A 17,286-nucleotide genomic window follows, 5' to 3' on the forward strand; every position below is an offset into this window, starting at 1 on the left:
GTGCCATCCGCCCCGCCCCTGCCGCCCTTGCGGCCCTTCCTGTCCTTGCTGTCCTTCTTGGCCATCGCGCATCCCTTCGGGGCGGTTCTCTCGATCCTGCGCCGCGGGGGCGGGGGCCGCTACCCGCGGCGCACCCGCCCCCGGACCCGGCGACCGTCACGGCCGCCGGGTGCCCCGGGAACCGCAGGCCGCTACCTGTGCCAGGGGCCCGTCACCGCGAACGTCGTCCCCGGGGTGTAGCAGTTCACGTACATCGTCCTGCCGTCCGGGGAGAAGGTGACGCCCGCGAACTCGCCCCACTCCGGCTCGTCCTCGGTGCCGATGTTCTGGCGGCCCCGGGCCATCGGGTACACCTCGCCGCGCCGGGTCACGCCGTACACGTGCTGTGCCCCGCCGCCGTCCTCGCACACCATCAGGCCGCCGCTGGGGGCCAGGCAGATGTTGTCGGGGGACTCGCCGGGCAGCTGCACGTCCGTGTCCGGGCCGAAGACGATCACCAGGGTGAGCCGGCGGGCCGCGGGGTCGTAGCGCCAGATCTGGCCGTAGTGGTCGGCCGCCGAGCCCTCGCTGCTGTGCGCGAAGGACGACACGAAGTACACGCAGGAGCCGCCCCAGTAGCAGCCCTCCAGCTTCTGCGCGTGCGTGATGCCCTTGGGCCCGAAGTCCTGCAGCCTGATGGGCGTCTCGGCCGCCAGCGGGTCCGGTACGTCGACCCACTCGATGCGGTCGAAGGTCGCCCCGGTCTCCTGGATCGAGGAGAGGTCCGGGACGCCCGGCACGCGCATGGCTTGGAGCCGGCCGCCCGCGCGCAGCGAACCGCGCCCGCCCTCGGGCTTGTTCGGCAGGAACCGGTAGAAGAGGCCGAACGGCTTGAGGAAGGCGTCCTCGGTCTCGTAGACGATGCCGCGCTTCGGGTCGACGGCGATCGCCTCGTGCTGGAAGCGGCCCATGGCGGTCAGCGGTACCGCCCCGGTGCGGTGGGGGTCCACCGGGTCGACCTCGAAGATGAAGCCGTGGTCCTTGGTGTAGCCGTTCGTGCCGGCCTTGTCCTCGGTCTCCTCGCAGGTCAGCCAGGTGCCCCAAGGCGTCGGACCGCCCGCGCAGTTGACGGCGGTACCGGCGATCGCGACCCGCTCGCCGATCACGTTCCCGCGCTGGTCCAGGGTCAGCGCCGTACAGCCGCCCTTGCCCATCGGGTCGTAGGTGAGGCCGTCGACCGTCGGGACCCCGATCTTCCCGGTGACGCGGTTCTCGTGGTTGCGGACCAGGTGGACCCGGCCGTGTCTGCCGGCGAAGGCGGCCATGCCGTCGTGGTTGCTGGGCACCTGGCCCTCGCCGGAGCGCAGTTCGTCGCCCTCGCGGGACAGCACCCGGTAACGGAAACCTTTCGGCAGGTCCAGCAGACCGTCCGGGTCCGGGACCAGGGGCCCGTATCCGGAGTGGCCCAGCGCGGCGGCCGTACCGGTGAAGAGCTCCGACACGGCCCCGGTGAAGGCGATGCCCACCCCGAGGGCCCCGGAGCGGGCGAGCACTTCGCGTCGTGTTGCGGACATGGGACAACCTTCCTGTTGGCGGACAGGAGTATGTGACCGCCTGTGTGTATCACGTGGTCCCGGTCACGTGAACCACGCGCGTAGCGTGGCGTTCCCCGGGACGACGGGATGTCCCGGACACACCGGACGGCCCGTCCCGCGACCCCTGCCGGGTCGCGGAACGGGCCGCGGGTTCCTGCGCGCGGACGTCTAGGGCGAGGTGACCTTCACCGGCTCCGTGCCCTTCGCGCTGTGCCGCTGCGCCCAGTTCTCCAGCGCCGTGCGGCACGCGTGGTCGAGGTGGTGCAGGCCCGACAGGTCCACCGTCACCGGGCGGTCCTTGGGCAGCGCCTCCAGGTCGTCGAGTATCTTCGGCAGCCGCAGGAAGGTGGCGTTGCCCGACAGGTACGCCTGCACCGGCCCCGCTCCCTTGTCTATGACCTCCAGCTTGATGTGCGAGGCCTCCCAGGCCGTCTTGGCGACGGCGAGCGCGAGCCCGATCAGCACGCCCTCGAACATGTTCACCGCGACGATCGACACGGCGGTGACCACCAGGATCACCGCCTCGCCCCGGTTGCCGCGCCACAGCGCCGCGAGCGAGCGCAGCGGGATCAGCTTCCAGCCCGCGTGCACCAGGACGCCGGCGAGCGCGGGCAGCGGGATGTACGCGAGCGCGGCCGGCAGCAGCGCCGCGAACAGCAGCAGCCACACGCCGTGCAGCACCCGGGACGCCTTCGTGCGGGCGCCCGCGCTCACGTTCGCGGAGCTGCGCACGATCACGGCGGTCATCGGCAGCGCGCCGAGCAGCCCGCAGACCGTGTTGCCCGCGCCCTGCGCCATCAGCTCCTTGTCGTACTGGGTGCGCGGCCCGTCGTGCAGCCGGTCCACGGCGGCGGCGCTGAACAGCGACTCCGCCGACGCGATCAGCACGAACGCCAGGATCGTGCCGAGCACGCCCACGCTCGCCAGTCCGCCGAGGGCGTCGAGGCCGGGCAGCTGGATCGAGTCGAGCAGCCCGCGCACCTCCACCGTCGCCACCGGCAGGTCGAACACCAGGGCCGCCAGCGTCGCGAGCGCCACCGCGGCGAGCGCCCCCGGCACCGTACGGGCCTTCGCCGGCAGGTACTTCCACAGCACCAGGACGGCGACGGTGGCGGCGCCGACCGCGACCGAGGTCAGCGCGGTGGCCGACCCGGCGGAGTCGGCGACCAGCCCCGGCAGCCCGGCGAGCTTGTCCAGGCCCGACGCGGGGGCCTCGGCGCCGGCCACCGAGTAGAGCTGGCCCGCGATGAGGACCAGGCCGATCCCCGCCAGCATGCCCTCGACGACGGCCACCGAGATGGCCCGGAAGTAGCGGCCCAGCCGCAGCGCGCCCATGCCCAGCTGGATCAGGCCGGTGACGAGCACGATGACGCCGAGCACGGCCAGCCCGTACGAGCTCACCGCCTCGAAGACCAGCACGGTCAGGCCCGCGGCCGGGCCGGACACCTGCAGACTGCTGCCGGGCAGCATCCCGGTGACCAGACCGCCCACGATGCCGGTGATCAGGCCGAGTTCGGCGGGCACGCCCGACGCCACGGCGACCCCCACGCACAGCGGCAGGGCCACCAGGAAGACGACGAGCGAGGCGGTGAAGTCCTGCCGCAGGTACGGGAACCGCGGATGCCGGCCCCGGTCCGCCCCGCCGGCGGACGGAGGGCTCGTGGCGGCGCTCACAGGGCCTCGAAGGAGTCGGAGCGGACGTCGTGCGCGAGCACCGAACCGGTGTGGACCTCGTAGAACCAGCCGTGCAGGCGCAGCTGTCCGTCCGTCAGGCGCCGTTCCACGCACGGGTACGAGCGCAGGCGCAGCAGCTGGGTGAGGACATGGTTCTGCACGGCCTCGGCGACGGTGGGGTCCTCGACGGCGCCGGTGGGCCGTGGGGCCGCGTGCGCGAGCCAGTCGCGCACGGCGGGCACGGCGGTCAGGTCGTCGCCGCGCACCAGCGCGCCGACGGCCCCGCAGTGCGAGTGGCCGCAGACGACGACGTCCGAGACGCCGAGCACCTCGACCGCGTACTCGATGGTGGCGGCCTCGCCGGTGGGCTGGGCGGAGGCGTGCGGGGGGACGATGTTGCCCGCGGTGCGCAGTTCGAAGAGTTCACCGGGCCGGGCTCCGGTGATCAGGGCCGGGACGACCCGCGAGTCGGAGCAGGTGATGAACAGGACCTGCGGGGACTGGCCTTCGGCGAGGCGGGCGAACTCCTCCGGGCGGTCCACGGACTGCTTGCGGAAGGAGCGTGCGTGATCGATCAGGGGCTGCATGGGTCGGTTCCTCCTGGCGCGCGGGAGGGCGCGCCGGTCGACGAGACGGAAGCGCATGCGGGTACGGCGACGAGACCCCACGTCGACGCGCTCGGCGGACGTGGCGTGGTGAGGGACGGGTCAGGTCGGAGTCGCTTCGTGCCCGAAGGGCCGTCTCAGCAGCGGAAGACCTGGAGCGCGGCCGTGGAACGGTCGGCCGAGGATCTGGTCGTGCGGTGGTGCGCCGTGTGCGCCGACGTGTGCGCGGGGTCCTCGTGGGCGGCGACGACGTCCTTGACGAGCAGGGGACGCGCGGAGGCCGGCGGGACGTGGTCCGTGACGCGGACCCGGTCGCGGCTGCGCAGCGGGCCGGTCGGGCCGTGCGAGTGCGAGGTCTCGGCGCAGGTGACGAACTCGGCTGCCGCGGCGGGGCCGGCGGGCCGGTGCGGGTGCGCGTCCGTGTGCGCGGAGGCATCCGTGTGCGCGGATGCGAACGTGGATGCGAATGCCGTGGTGGGGGCGGAGAGCTGCAGGGCCAGCAGGACGGCGACGAGGGCGGCGAACAGCGTCCGGACCGTCGTAGCACGTCGCATGGGCCCCCTCCCGTCCGCTTCCGGATTCTGCATTCCCTTGTTGACGCGAACGTTAACGCGGGAAGTTGTTTGCTGGGTTAACTTAACGTTTCACCCTGAAGGGATCCTGAAGAGGGCCGAAGAGTGCCGTCGGCAGGCCGGAAATCGCCGGAACGGGGGCGTCCTCGGCGATGTGTGGGGGCGGTTCGGGTGTGTACGGGCGTTTCAGGACCGCACGAGCGGTGCGGTCTTCAGGACCGCACGAGCGGTGCGGCGTCCCGGGCCAGCGCGGTGAGCCGGGAGATCGCGCGGAAGTACTTCTTGCGGTAGCCGCCGTTCAGCATCTCCTCGCTGAACAGCTCGTCGAAGGGCCTGCCGGACGCGAGGACCGGGACCTCGCGGTCGTACAGCCGGTCGGCGAGGACCACCAGCCGCAGCGCGGTGGACTGGTCCGGCACCGGCCGCACGTCCGTCAGGCAGACCGCCTCGACGCCGTCCGTCAGCGCGCCGTACCGGCTGGGGTGCACCCGGGCCAGGTGGCCGAGCAGCTGCGGGAAGTCGTCGAGCGAGGCGCCCGCGGTCGCGTACGCGGCCTTCGTGACCTGCTCGTCCGAGTACGGGGCCGGAGCCTCGGGCAGCCCGCGGTGGCGGTAGTCCTCACCGTCGATGCGCAGCGACCGGAAGTGCGCCGACAGGCCCTGTATCTCGCGCAGGAAGTCGACGGAGGCGAACCGGCCCTCGCCGAGCTTGCCCGGCAGCGTGTTGGAGGTCGCGGCGAGCGCCACCCCCGACTCGACCAGCCGGGCGAGCAGGCTGGAGACGAGGACCGTGTCACCGGGGTCGTCGAGCTCGAACTCGTCGATGCACAGCAGCCGGTGCCCGCTCAGCGTGCGCACGGTCTGCTGGAAACCGAGCGCGCCGACCAGGTTGGTCAGCTCCACGAACGTGCCGAAGGCCTTGAGCGAGGGCTCCGCCGGGGTCGCGTGCCACAGCGAGGCGAGCAGGTGCGTCTTGCCGACGCCGTACCCGCCGTCCAGGTACACGCCGCGCGGGCCGGCCGGGGTCTTCGCGGACTTCCTGCCGAAGCCGAGGAAGCCGCGCTTCGCGGCGCCGGAGGGGGATTCGCCGAGACCGGCCGCGAACGCGCCGAGGACGCGCACGGCGTCGCTCTGGCTCGGCTGGTCCGGGTCCGGGATGTACGTCTCGAAGCGCACCGAGTCGAAGCGCGGCGGCGGCACCATCTCGGCGACCAGCCGGTCCGCGGGGACGTGCGGCTCGCGGGCGCACAGGGACGACGGGGTCGCGTCGGGCAGCGCGCCGGATCCGGAGGCCGTGGTGGAGGTTGACACGGTTCCCCAGTCTACGTCCCGTGCCAGACTGCACGGCATGCGACGCCTGTTCCCCGTGACCGACCAGACAGCAGCCCCGGCCCCGGACGGAGCGCCGGACCGAGGGGCGGCGGACCGGGAGTGGGGGCTCGGCGAACTGGCCGAGGCGTACGCCTACCCACCGTCCGCCCCGGGCCGGGAAGGGCCCTGGGTACGGGCCAACATGGTCTCCACGCTCGACGGCGCCGCCCAGCACGAGGGGCGGTCGCAGCCCATCTCCTGCGCCGCCGACATGCGGATCTTCGGCACGCTGCGGGGGCTCGCGGACGTGGTGGTCGTCGGCGCGCAGACGGTGCGCCAGGAGGGGTACCGCCCGGCCCGCGCCCGCGAGGACTTCGCCGCGCTCCGGGCGGCCGCGGGGCAGGGTCCGGCCCCCGCGATCGCCGTGGTGAGCGCCGGTCTCGACCTGGACTTCTCGCTGCCGCTCTACACCTCGCCGCTGGTCCCCACGCTCGTGCTCACGGGGGCCGCGGCGCCGCCCGAGCGGATCGCCGCCGCCGAGAAGGCCGGTGCGCGGGTCGTGATCGCGGGCGACGGCACCGGGGTGGACCCCGCCCGGGCCGTCGGCGCCCTCGCCGGGCTGGGCCTGCGCCGCATCCTGACCGAGGGCGGGCCCCGGCTGCTCGGCCAGCTGGTCGCGGCGGACGTCCTGGACGAGCTCTGCCTGACCGTGTCCCCGATGCTCACCGCGGGGGACGCCCAGCGCATCGCCGGCGGCCCCGCGGTCCCGGTGCCGAAGCGCTTCGAACTGGTCTCCCTGCTGGAGGAGGCCGGGTTCCTGTTCAGCCGTTACCGTCGGACCTGATCGCAGAGGTGGAATTAACTGTTCCGTTTATTGTCCGCCGGGCACGGCAAATAGCGCGGTACCCGTGCGGTCACGGGGCAGGATGGTTTCCGCAGGGGTCTACGAGCGGCCCTCGGACGAGAAGGGCGTGTGCCGTGTTCACGAGCGTATTGATGATCGAGAAGGCGCTGACGTCCGCGGACGTGGAGTTCGTCACCACTTTGCACGGTGACGAGGAGGTCGCCTTCCACGTGCTGCTCCAGCCCCGCGGCGACCAGGCGGACCGGCTGCTGCGGGCCATCGACGACGTGGCGCTCGGCGAACTGGACGAGGCGGCGCGGGAGCACGAGACGCCCGAGGGGGCGGCGGCCGCCGGGCAGGGGCAGCAGGCCCTCGACGTGTCGCTGACGGCGCTGCGGGCCGGCGGCAGCTCGGCGCAGGGGCGGCTGATCGAGGACCATCCGCTGGACGCGCTGAAGGCCCTCGTCGACGAGATCGGGGCCGACGAGGTCATCGTGCTGACCGATCCGCACTACGTGGAGGAGTTCTTCCACCGGGACTGGGCCTCGCGGGCGCGGCACAAGGTGGGGGTGCCGGTGCTGAAGCTGTTCTCGCACAGCAAGGCGTGACGCTGCCGCTGTGGCTGCGGTTCGACCGCGGGGCGCCGTGGCGGGGCGCCCGGGTCTGCCGGGTGCGGCTCCGTCGTGGCTGGTCGCGCAGTTCCCCGCGCCCCTTACGGGCGCTTGCCCCTCGCGGGGCTTGCCCGGGCGGCGCACCGCATAGGCTGGGAGCGCTCATCGTCGTACCCGAGTAGTCCTGGAGAAATACGTATGGCACCCGGCCTTCCCACCGCCATGGATCGACCGCACTTCATCGGCATCGGCGGCGCCGGGATGTCGGGGATCGCGAAGATCCTCGCGCAGCGCGGGGCCGCCGTGGCCGGCAGCGACGCCAAGGAGTCCGCCACCGCCGAGGCGCTGCGCGCGCTGGGCGCCACGGTCCGCATCGGGCACGACGCGGACCACCTGGCCCCCGACGCCAGCTGCGTGGTCGTCTCCTCCGCGATCCGGGAGGACAACCCGGAGCTGGTCCGTGCCGCCGAGCTGGGCATCCCGGTCGTCCACCGCTCGGACGCCCTCGCCCGCCTGATGGACGGCCTGCGGCCGATCGCGGTCGCCGGCACGCACGGCAAGACCACCACCACGTCGATGCTCGCGGTCTCCCTGTCGACGCTGGGCCTCGACCCCTCGTACGCGATCGGCGGCGACCTCGACGCCCCCGGGTCCAACGCCCTGCACGGCGGGGGCGACATCTTCGTCGCCGAGGCCGACGAATCGGACCGCAGCTTCCACAAGTACGCGCCCGAGGTGGCGATCGTGCTGAACGTGGAGCTGGACCACCACGCCAACTACGCCTCCATGGACGAGATCTACGAGTCCTTCGAGACGTTCGCCGGGAAGATCGTGCCCGGCGGCACCCTGGTGGTCAACGCGGACCAGGAGGGTGCGCGCGAGCTGACGCGACGGCTGCCGGACGGCGTCCGCGTCGTGACGTACGGCGAGTCCCAGGACGCGGACGTGCGGGTCCTGTCCGTGGTGCCGCAGGGGCTGAAGAGCGAGGTGACCGTCGAGCTGGACGGCGCCGCGCTCACCTTCACGGTCTCGGTGCCCGGCCGGCACTACGCGCACAACGCGGTCGCGGCGCTGGTGGCGGGCGCGGCCCTGGGCGTCCCGGCGCACGAGCTGGCCCCCGCGCTCGCCTCGTACACCGGGGTGAAGCGGCGCCTGCAGCTCAAGGGCGAGGAGGCGGGCGTCCAGGTCGTCGACTCCTACGCGCACCACCCCACGGAGATGACCGCGGACCTGGAGGCGATGCGGGCGGCCGCCGGCGACTCCCGCATCCTGGTCGTCTTCCAGCCCCACCTCTTCTCCCGCACCCAGGAGCTCGGCAAGGAGATGGGGCAGGCCCTGTCCCTGGCGGACGCCTCGCTGGTCCTGGACATCTACCCGGCCCGCGAGGACCCGGTCCCGGGCGTGACGAGCGAGCTGATCATCGAGGCGGCGCAGGCGGCCGGCGCCCATGTGACGCCGGTGCACGACAAGGAGGCGGTGCCCGCGCTGGTGGCGGGAATGACGAGGCCCGGCGATCTGGTTCTCACCATGGGCGCGGGAGACGTGACGGACCTCGGACCCGAGATCCTGACCCGCCTGTCGAAGTAGCACCACCTGGAGTGAGGGGCTGAGCAACATGTCGTACGACATCGAGAAGCCGGACGAGCAGTGGCGTGCGGAGCTGAGCCCGGCCGAGTACGCCGTCCTGCGCCAGGCCGGCACCGAGCCGGCGTTCCGCGGTGAGTACACGGACACCAAGACGAAGGGCGTGTACGCCTGCCGGGCCTGCGGCGCCGAACTCTTCACCTCCACGGAGAAGTTCGAGTCGCACTGCGGCTGGCCGTCCTTCTACGACCCGAAGGACTCCGACGCGGTCGAGCTGGTCGAGGACCGTTCGCACGGGATGACGCGTACCGAGGTGCGGTGTTCGCGCTGCGGTTCGCACCTGGGCCACGTCTTCGAGGGCGAGGGGTACCCCACGCCGACCGACCAGCGGTACTGCATCAACTCCATCTCGCTGACGCTCACGCCCGCCGAGGGCTGATCCGCAGCCGGTCCGCGCAGGGCGGCGCCGCTTCCGCGGCGCCGCCCTCCGCGTCCTCCGGAGCCCGCTGAAAAAATTTCGGTTCCGGTGGACATGCATTCCGCGAGAGGGGGCAAACGGTCCTGGACCCGTTGTTCCCACCGTTCGTCCCTCTCTCTTTAAGGCGGCACCCGTGATCTCCTCCGTGAACGCACCCGAAGCAGCCGCTTCCAGCGCGCCGGAGGCCTGCGGTGAGCTGCCCTGGATCGAGGACGGCGGCAAGGTCGCGCCCAAGGACGCCCGGGAGATGTCGCGGCTGTTCCTGGACCGGCTGCAGGAGCTCGAAGAGGGCACGCCGGAGTACCAGTACGCCCGCAACACCCTGATCGAGATGAACCTCTCCCTGGTGAACTTCGCGGCCCGCCGCTTCCGCAACCGCGGCACCGGCGACATGGAGGACATCATCCAGGTCGGCACCATCGGCCTGATCAAGGCGATCGACCGGTTCGACCTGTCGCGCGAGGTCGAGTTCACCTCCTTCGCGATCCCCTACATCGTCGGCGAGATCAAGCGCTTCTTCCGTGACACCACCTGGGCCGTGCACGTCCCGCGCCGGCTGCAGGAGCTGCGCGTCACGCTCGCCAAGAGCAAGGAGAGCCTGGCCGCCTCGCTCAACCGGCCGCCCACGGTCAAGGAACTCGCCGCGCACCTGAACCTGAGCGAGGACGAGGTCATCGAGGGCCTGGTGGCCGCCAACGGCTACGTCGCCGGCTCCATCGACACCCCCGGCTCCGACGACGACTCCAGCGACGGCGGTCCCACGTACGCCGACACCCTGGGCGAGAGCGACCCGGCCATGGACCTCTTCGAGGACCTGCACACCCTCGCGCCGCTGCTGCAGCAGCTCGACGAGCGGGAGCGCACCATCATCGAGATGCGCTTCGGCCGGGAGATGACCCAGGCGGAGATCGGCCGCGAGCTGAACCTCTCCCAGATGCACATCTCCCGCCTGCTCACCCGCACCCTCAACCGTCTGCGCGCGGGCCTCCTCACCACCTGAGCACCTGAGGTCCCGGCCGGGGACGGACCCCTCCGTCAGGCCGGTTCGTCCGTCAGGGCGATGGACGCGGTCACGCGCTTGCCGTCCGGCTCCAGGTCCACCCGGAAGGCGTGGGCGACGGCCATGACGATCTCCAGGCCGTGCTGGCCCACCCTCAGCGGATCGACCGCGCGGGCAGCCGGCCGGGCCCGTACGCCGTCCCGCACGGTCACCGACACCAGGGCGCCCGCGATGCGCAGCTCCATCAGCACGGGCCCGGGGGCGTACTTGTGCGCGTTGGTGACCAGTTCGCTCGCCACCAGTTGGGTGAGGTCCATGGCGCGCGCGGAAACGGACACGCTATGGTCCGTGCGGGCGCGGGTGAGGAAGTCGGCCGCGAAGTGACGGGCCTCCGCGATGGAGCCGCCCTCGCCGGTCAGGGAGACGGCGGCGGCCAGAGCGGGGACGCCCGACGCTCCGGCGCCGCGACTGCGCGCTGACTCCACTGCTCGCCCACCTTCGTCTGCGTCGTCCCGGTGTCCGTGTCCTGTGCGTCCGCCGGGTTCGGTGCCGGTTGTGCCGCTCCGGTTATGATCGATCAGTTGTTCGGGTGAGGCGGTCACGGTTTCGGTAGCGCGTCGTATTCAAGACATGGTGACAGATGTACGCCCCCGCGCGACCCGGTCACCCTGCGATGACGCGCCCCGCGCGCACTCCGGTTGCACACCATCCGCCGACGATCGTCACCACAAGGTCACGACTCTCTGCTATGGCGTGTGCCGTAGGCTTTCCGGGGTCAGTTATGACACGTAAATAGGAACACTGAAGGAGCGCCTGAATGGCGAAGCGAGACAACGCTGTGGACCTGGTCGGGCTCTTGTCGGTCGAGGGTCAGGACCTGGCCGCGACGTGGGTGCGGGAGGTGTCAGGGTCCCTGAAGGGCCGCGTGGGCACCGCCGAACTCGACCGCGAGCTTCGGGAGCTGTACGACGCCCTGCTGGACGCGCTGCGCCAGGGTGCCACCGACGTGCACGCGGACCAGATGTCCGAGGTGCGGGCCCTGCTGACGGAGCTGTCGAGGAACCGGGCCCGGCAGGGGTTCTCCCCCTCGGAGACCGCGGTCAGCATCTTCGCGCTGAAGCGGGTCCTGGAGCCGCTCCTGCAGGAGGGTTCCGCGGACGACGTCCGCGCCTATCTGGAACTCGGCCGCGTCCTGGACGGACTGGGCCTCTTCACCATCGAGAGCTACTCGCAGACGCGCGAGGAGATCATCACCGCGCAGGCGGAGCAGCTCCTGGAGCTGTCCACCCCGGTGGTGCGCCTCTGGGACGGCGTCATCGCCGTGCCCCTGGTCGGCACGCTGGACTCGGCGCGCACCCAGGTCGTCATGGAGAAGCTCCTCCAGGCCCTCGTGGACACCGGCTCGGAGCAGGCCATCATCGACATCACGGGCGTGCCCGCGGTGGACACCCAGGTCGCCCAGCACCTGCTCAAGACCATCGTCGCCGCCCGGCTGATGGGCGCGGAGTGCACCGTCTCCGGCATCAGCCCGCAGATCGCGCAGACCATCGTGGCGCTGGGCATCGAGTTCGACGACATCGTCACGAAGGCCAGCCTCGCCGACGCCCTCAAGCTGGCGCTGCGCAGGTCCGGTGTGGACCTCGTCGCCCACGAGGGTGCCCAGCGATGAGCGAGCGCATTCCGATCCTGCGGATCGGGGAGACCCTGCTGGTGTCCGTCCAGTTCGACCTGGAGGACCAGATGGTCCTGAACCTCCAGGAGGACCTGGCCCAGCAGATCGTCGACAAGTCGGCCCGGGGCGTCATCATCGACATCAGCGCCCTGGAGATCGTCGACTCCTTCGTGGGGCGCATGCTGGCGGCGGTGGCGGCCATCTCGCGCGTGCTCGACGCCAGGACGGTGGTCGTGGGCATGCGTCCCGCCGTGGCCATCACGCTGGTCGAGCTGGGTCTGTCCCTGGGCGGCGTCGACACCGCCCTGGACCTGGAGAAGGGGCTGGCGAAGCTGCGGCAGTCCACCGATTCGGCCTTGCGGTGAAGGCGCCCTGGACGGCGGGGGAGAAACCTCAGGTCCACTCCATAGCGCGCAGCGGTGACCTCGTGCACATCCGGCAGGCCATCCGGGCGCTGTCCCAGAAGTGCCGGCTGTCCCTGGTCGACCAGACGAAGATGATCACCGCGGCGAGTGAGCTCGCCCGCAACACGCTGATCTACGGCGGCGGCGGAACGGTCACCTCCGGACTGGTCAGCGCGGGCAACAAGCAGGGCGTGGCGGCCGTCTTCGAGGACTCCGGTCCCGGCATCCCGGACGTGGAGCAGGCGATGACGGACGGCTGGACCTCCGGCGGCGGGCTGGGGCTCGGCCTCAGCGGCGCCCGGCGCCTCGTCGACGACTTCGAGCTGGTGACCGCACCGGGCGAGGGCACGAGCGTGACCATCGTCAAGTGGGTGCGGTGAACACCGCCGCCCCGTCCGGTGAGGACGTGGCGTGGTTCCGTGACGGAGCCTCGCTCGCGGTGACCGCCCGGGGCGCGGCCACCACCCTGGCCAGACGGCTCGGGTTCAGCACCCACCGGGCCGCCGAGATAGGCCTCGCCGTCACCGAGGCCGCCACCAACGTGCAGCGGCACGCCGACGACGGGGCCCTGCTGCTGCGCGTGGTGCGGTCCGGGGACCAGGCGGGCGTCGAGTTCCTCACCGTCGACTCGGGGCCCGGGATGGCGGACGTCCCCGCCGCCCTGGCCGACGGCACCTCCAGCGCGGGCACCCTGGGCATCGGCCTGGGCGCGGTCGCCCGGCTCGCCGACCACTTCGACCTGCACTCCGTACCCGGACGCGGCACGGTCATGGCCGCACGGTTCTGGCCGCGCACCGTGGACGGCAGGTCCGTCGTCACCTCCCCGGGCCCGTCCCCGGTCGACGGCGTGACCCGGCCCATCAGCGGGGAGACCGTGTGCGGGGACGCCTGGGCCGCGCGCACCACCGGCGCGGACGGCACCGGCCGCGACCCGGCCCTCCTGGTCATGCTGTGCGACGGCCTCGGCCACGGACCCCTCGCGGCGCGCGCCAGCCAGGCCGCCGTCAAGGCGTTCCACGCCGCCGGGGACCTCGGCCCGGAAGGGGTGCTCACCGCCGTCCACCGCGCTCTCCAGGGCACGCGCGGCGGCGCGGTCGCCGTGGCACGGATCGAACCCGCCGCGGGACGCCTGCTGTACTGCGGGATCGGCAACGTCAGCGGCTTCCTCGTCGGCGGCCACGGCCGCCGGGCCCTGCTCTCGGCCCCCGGGATCGTCGGCGCGCAGATGCGGCGGCTGCGGACGTTCGAGGAGCCGCTGCCGGAGCACGGCGCCCTGGTGATGCACTCCGACGGGCTGACCGAGCGCTGGGACCACGCGGCCCTGCCGGGTCTGCTGAACCACTCGCCGCAGGTCGTGGCCGGACATCTGCTGCGCGAAGCGGGGGTGCGGCGCGACGACGCCAGCGTCATGGTGGTCAAGGAGGCATGGTGAGCGGCGGAGAGCGGGACCATCGTGGCGTCTGACCCGGGCACGCGTGGCGACGAGCCCCGCGAGGACGACCCGTCCGCCGCGGGACCTGCCGGCCTGGTGGCGCCCTTCGTCCTGGCCTCGTCCCAGGACGTGTTCGGGCTGCGGCGGACCGCGCAGCAGGCGGCCGCCGCGATGTCGCTGGAGCGCCAGGACCAGGTCCGGCTGGCGACCGCGCTGAGCGAGCTCGGACGCGACCGGCTCGGCTGCCGCGGCCTGGAGGTCTTCTTCAGCCTGGTCCCGCCCGGCCGGCCGTCGGCCCTGCTCGTCACGTTCACCTGGACCGGCGGGCCGCCCCCGGCGAAGGAGACGCTGGACCTGGCCGCGCGGCTCGTCCGGGTCGACCACGGGACCGAGGGCGCGGGCGGCCGCATCGTCGTCGTCCAGCCGCTCCCCGCGGAGGCGGGGAACGCGGCCGAACAGCACGCCCGGCTGGCGGAGGTCCTCAAGGCCGGCCACCGGTCGACCGAGGCGGACGACCTGCGCGCCCAGACCCGCGACCTGATCGCCACCCTGGAGGAGACCCGCGCCCAGCGGGAGGAGCTGCGCCGCCTCAACGAGGAGCTGGAAGAGACCAACCAGGGCGTGCTCGCGCTGTACTCCGAGCTGACCCAGGAGCTGGAGGCGACCAACAGCGGCGTCCTGGCACTGCACTCGGAGCTGGAGGACAAGCGTCACCAGCTGCAGGAGGCGAGCGAGGCCAAGACCCGCTTCTGGGCCAACATCAGCCACGAGCTGCGCACCCCGGTCAACTCCGTGCTCGCGCTCTCCGACCTCCTGCTGGCGCCCAGCTCGCCCGACCTCAGCGGCGAGCAGCGCGAACAGGTCGAGTTCATCGCCTCCTCGGGCCACACCCTGCTGTCCCTGGTCAACGACCTGCTGGACGTCGCGAAGGCCGAAGCCGGCCACCTCGACATCCATCCGGAACCGGTGGACCTGAAGCTGCTCGTCGCCCACCTCGGCGGCCTCCTGCTGAACGGCCAGGGGCACGACGGGGTCACCCTGGTCACACCGCGGCTCGAACAGCCGCCCTCCCTGGTCACCGACGAGACGCTCCTGGTGCGCATCCTGCGCAACCTCCTCTCCAACGCCCTGAAGTTCACCGAGCACGGCGAGGTGCGCCTGGACATCGAGGCCGACCCCGGGCCCCCGGCCCCCGCCGTGCTGTTCACCGTCACGGACACCGGCATCGGCATCCCGCCCGAGGAGCTCGGCCGGGTCTTCGAGGTCTTCTACCAGGTCCGCGGCCCGCACCAGACCGGCCGCCCCGGAACCGGCCTGGGCCTGCCGTACGCCCGTACGCTGGCCGAACTGCTCGGCGGCTCCCTGACCCTCACCAGCACCGTGGGGTCCGGCACCCGGGTGGTGGTCCGCCTGCCGGACCTGGGCCACGCGTACCCGAGACAATCGCCGGACCGAAAGGGCGGACCGTGACCGACCGCGCACAGGAGCGTCTGCCCGCGACCGTGCTGGTCGTCGACGACAACGAGACCAACCGGTACGTCCTCACCAGCTGGCTGCAGCGTGCGGGGCACACCGTCATCAGCGCCGCCACCGGCGAGCAGGGCCTCGCCCGGGTGAACGACGGCCCGGGCCCGCCGCCGGACATCGCCATCGTCGACGTCCTGCTCCCCGACATGAGCGGCTTCGAGGTCAGCGAGCGCCTCAAGGCCGACCCGCGCACGGTGCACATGCCGGTCATCCAGATCTCCGCCGCCGCCATCAGCCCCGCCGACCACGCGGAAGGGCTCAGACGGGGCGCCGACGCCTACCTCGACCAGCCCATCGACCCGGGCGAGCTCCTCGCCACCGTCACCGCGACCCTGCGCTACGCACGGGCCCGCCAGCGCGCCGAGCGGCTCGCCCAGCGCCTCATCGAGCTGAACCGGGCCACGATGAACGTCTACACCGCGGTGGGTTTCCACTCCTTCGCGGCGGCGGCCACCGGCGGCGCCGCGGCCCTCCTGGGCGGACCGGCCAGCGCGGTGTTCCTCTCGCCCCAGACGCAGGCCGTGCACAGCATGACCGACGACCCGCAGGCGCCCGTACGCGTCCACCCCGCCCACCCCGGCCTCCTCAAGCAGCTGGCGGCCCAGGGCCTGAACGTGGACACCGGGGTCACCACCGTCCGCGTCCCGCACGGGCAGTGGCAGGCCCTGCTGCCCGGCGACCACCTCACCGGGGACATCGCCCTCGCGGTGGCCCGCACCAAGCGCGGCCGGCCGCCCGTCTGCCTGGCCGTGCCCGCCACCGCCCTGCAGAGCGCCGACGACGAGCAGCTCCTGCAGCAGCTGGCCAACGCCAGCGCCCTGGCCCTCGAAGCCCTGCGGACCTACAACGAGGAACACGCCCTGGGCCTCGCCCTGCAGCGCTCCTTCCTGCCCAAGGCGCTGCCGGCCGTCCCCGGCGTCCGGCTCGCCTTCCGCTACCTCCCCGCCTCCGAGCACGCGGAGATCGGCGGTGACTTCTACGAGGCGGTGCAGACGGTCAACGGCCTGCTGCTCGCCATCGGCGACGTGGTCGGGCACTCGGTGACGGCCGCGACCGTCATGGGCGAGGTGCGCCACGCCCTGCGCGCGTACGCCGTCGAGGGCCACCCCCCGCACCACATCCTGGACCGGCTGGAGAAGCTCCTGGGCCAGTCCCAGCCCGGCATCACCGTCACGCTCTGCCTGGTGCTGGTGGAACCGGACGAGCGCCGCCTGCACATCGCCAACGCCGGGCACATCCCGCCGCTGGTGATCGACCCGAAGGACGGGCCCCGGTTCCACGACCCGCACGGCCCGCTGGTCGGCCTGGGCCTCCCGCMCCCGCCGCCCGCCGTGGTCGAGGCCCCGCCGGGCACCCGCCTGCTCATGGTGACGGACGGCCTGGTCGAGATACGGGCCGCCCACCTGGACGCCACCCTCGCCGAGTTCCGCCAGGCCGTGGCCGACGGCCCCGAGGACCTGGAGGAGATGTGCGACCTGCTCCTCGAACGCTTCGGGCAGAACAAGGACGACGACATCGCCCTGATCACGGCCCTGTTCTCGTAGCACCCGCGAGGGGCCCGTGCCGGCGCGTCACAGCCAGGCCGTGGCGAGCCAGGCGGTGACGGCGGCGGTCGCGGCGAGCGTGAGGTTGAGGGCGATCGCGCGGTCGCCCATCCCCAGGTGCACCCGGACCGCGCCGATCTGCAGCACCACGAACCCGACGGCCGCGGCGAGCGCCAGCCAGGGCGCGATCCCGGTCAGCGGTGGCAGCACCAGCCCGAGCGCGCCGAGCACCTCGACCGTCCCGAGGGCCCGGACGGCCGGCATCGGCATGCCGTCCACCCACGCCATCATCGGGCGGAGCTGCTCCTTGCTGCGGACCACCTTCACCCCGCCCCCGTAGAGGTAGAAGAGGGCGAGCAGGCCGGCGGCGATCCAGTACGCGATGTCCATGACGTCCATTCAGGAGCACCGCGCGACGGCCGTCCAAGACCCGTTCCGTCGCCTCGATACCGTAC

The 17,286-nt window shown here is 72.5% G+C and carries 18 protein-coding genes; 11 read left to right on the plus strand and 7 right to left on the minus strand.

Annotation, left to right across the window (positions count from 1 at the left end; translation table 11 throughout):
* Positions 1–191 precede the first annotated feature (191 nt).
* The 5 genes from FGF04_RS05465 to zapE all read right to left on the minus strand — a co-directional run bounded on the left by FGF04_RS05465 (position 192) and on the right by zapE (position 5,735).
* Entirely contained in the window at positions 192–1,553 is a 1,362-nt protein-coding gene (locus FGF04_RS05465) for a PhoX family protein (RefSeq protein WP_149510081.1), read from the minus strand.
* Between the two features lie 189 nt (positions 1,554–1,742).
* Positions 1,743–3,248: a SulP family inorganic anion transporter gene (locus tag FGF04_RS05470; RefSeq protein ID WP_149510082.1), complete on the minus strand. Its 1,506-nt coding sequence runs from the start codon at positions 3,246–3,248 to the stop codon at positions 1,743–1,745.
* Positions 3,245–3,835 carry a carbonic anhydrase gene (locus tag FGF04_RS05475; protein ID WP_149510083.1) on the minus strand — a complete coding sequence of 197 codons (591 nt, stop codon included), beginning with the start codon at positions 3,833–3,835 and terminating at the stop codon, positions 3,245–3,247. Before FGF04_RS05475 ends, FGF04_RS05470 begins: the two co-directional genes overlap by 4 nt.
* Before the next feature lie 155 nt (positions 3,836–3,990).
* Positions 3,991–4,407, minus strand: coding sequence for a hypothetical protein (locus FGF04_RS05480; protein ID WP_149510084.1), 417 nt, complete (start codon positions 4,405–4,407; stop codon positions 3,991–3,993).
* Between the two features lie 230 nt (positions 4,408–4,637).
* Positions 4,638–5,735: a cell division protein ZapE gene (zapE, locus tag FGF04_RS05485; protein ID WP_235882197.1), complete on the minus strand. Its 1,098-nt coding sequence runs from the start codon at positions 5,733–5,735 to the stop codon at positions 4,638–4,640.
* A 37-nt stretch (positions 5,736–5,772) separates the two neighbouring features.
* Between zapE and FGF04_RS05490 the strand changes: the two genes are divergently transcribed.
* The 5 genes from FGF04_RS05490 (at position 5,773) to FGF04_RS05510 (ending at position 10,252) form a co-directional block, all read left to right on the plus strand.
* The gene (locus FGF04_RS05490) at positions 5,773–6,579 is read left to right on the plus strand and encodes a pyrimidine reductase family protein (protein ID WP_149510086.1); all 807 of its coding nucleotides are present in this window, start codon (positions 5,773–5,775) and stop codon (positions 6,577–6,579) included.
* A 134-nt stretch (positions 6,580–6,713) separates the two neighbouring features.
* Entirely contained in the window at positions 6,714–7,187 is a 474-nt protein-coding gene (locus FGF04_RS05495) for an indole-3-glycerol phosphate synthase (RefSeq protein ID WP_149510087.1), read from the plus strand.
* Between the two features lie 201 nt (positions 7,188–7,388).
* Positions 7,389–8,777, plus strand: coding sequence for a UDP-N-acetylmuramate--L-alanine ligase (murC, locus tag FGF04_RS05500; RefSeq protein WP_149510088.1), 1,389 nt, complete (start codon positions 7,389–7,391; stop codon positions 8,775–8,777).
* A gap of 28 nt (positions 8,778–8,805) precedes the next feature.
* Complete coding sequence (gene msrB / locus FGF04_RS05505; protein ID WP_149510089.1) at positions 8,806–9,213, plus strand: peptide-methionine (R)-S-oxide reductase MsrB; 408 nt, start codon at positions 8,806–8,808, stop codon at positions 9,211–9,213.
* A 286-nt stretch (positions 9,214–9,499) separates the two neighbouring features.
* A complete protein-coding gene (locus tag FGF04_RS05510) occupies positions 9,500–10,252 on the plus strand; it encodes a SigB/SigF/SigG family RNA polymerase sigma factor (RefSeq protein ID WP_149510216.1) in 753 nt (250 codons plus the stop codon).
* Positions 10,253–10,287: 35 nt separating this feature from the next.
* Here the strand turns inward: FGF04_RS05510 and FGF04_RS05515 are convergent, their stop codons facing one another.
* Complete coding sequence (locus tag FGF04_RS05515) at positions 10,288–10,737, minus strand: ATP-binding protein (protein ID WP_149510090.1); 450 nt, start codon at positions 10,735–10,737, stop codon at positions 10,288–10,290.
* A gap of 332 nt (positions 10,738–11,069) precedes the next feature.
* Here FGF04_RS05515 and FGF04_RS05520 point away from each other — a divergent pair, with 332 nt between their 5' ends.
* From FGF04_RS05520 to FGF04_RS05545, 6 genes are all read left to right on the plus strand, one after another.
* Positions 11,070–11,921 (plus strand): STAS domain-containing protein, encoded by an 852-nt coding sequence (locus FGF04_RS05520; protein WP_149510091.1) that lies wholly within the window; start codon positions 11,070–11,072, stop codon positions 11,919–11,921.
* Positions 11,918–12,289 (plus strand): STAS domain-containing protein, encoded by a 372-nt coding sequence (locus tag FGF04_RS05525; RefSeq protein WP_149510092.1) that lies wholly within the window; start codon positions 11,918–11,920, stop codon positions 12,287–12,289. Before FGF04_RS05520 ends, FGF04_RS05525 begins: the two co-directional genes overlap by 4 nt.
* The gene (locus FGF04_RS05530; protein WP_188113973.1) at positions 12,286–12,708 is read left to right on the plus strand and encodes an ATP-binding protein; all 423 of its coding nucleotides are present in this window, start codon (positions 12,286–12,288) and stop codon (positions 12,706–12,708) included. Before FGF04_RS05525 ends, FGF04_RS05530 begins: the two co-directional genes overlap by 4 nt.
* Positions 12,696–13,760, plus strand: coding sequence for an ATP-binding SpoIIE family protein phosphatase (locus tag FGF04_RS05535; protein WP_149510093.1), 1,065 nt, complete (start codon positions 12,696–12,698; stop codon positions 13,758–13,760). The genes FGF04_RS05530 and FGF04_RS05535 overlap by 13 nt, the downstream gene beginning before the upstream one ends.
* 93 nt (positions 13,761–13,853) lie before the next feature.
* On the plus strand, positions 13,854–15,230 hold the full coding sequence (locus tag FGF04_RS05540; protein ID WP_268893764.1) for a sensor histidine kinase: 1,377 nt from the start codon (positions 13,854–13,856) through the stop codon (positions 15,228–15,230).
* Positions 15,227–16,831 (plus strand): fused response regulator/phosphatase, encoded by a 1,605-nt coding sequence (locus FGF04_RS05545; protein WP_149510094.1) that lies wholly within the window; start codon positions 15,227–15,229, stop codon positions 16,829–16,831. The genes FGF04_RS05540 and FGF04_RS05545 overlap by 4 nt, the downstream gene beginning before the upstream one ends.
* A gap of 27 nt (positions 16,832–16,858) precedes the next feature.
* Here the strand turns inward: FGF04_RS05545 and FGF04_RS05550 are convergent, their stop codons facing one another.
* Positions 16,859–17,221 (minus strand): DoxX family protein, encoded by a 363-nt coding sequence (locus FGF04_RS05550; protein WP_149510219.1) that lies wholly within the window; start codon positions 17,219–17,221, stop codon positions 16,859–16,861.
* Between the last annotated feature and the right edge of the window lie 65 nt (positions 17,222–17,286).

The sequence above is a fragment of the Streptomyces apricus genome (assembly GCF_008369065.1).
GTDB classification, from domain to species: domain Bacteria; phylum Actinomycetota; class Actinomycetes; order Streptomycetales; family Streptomycetaceae; genus Streptomyces; species Streptomyces apricus.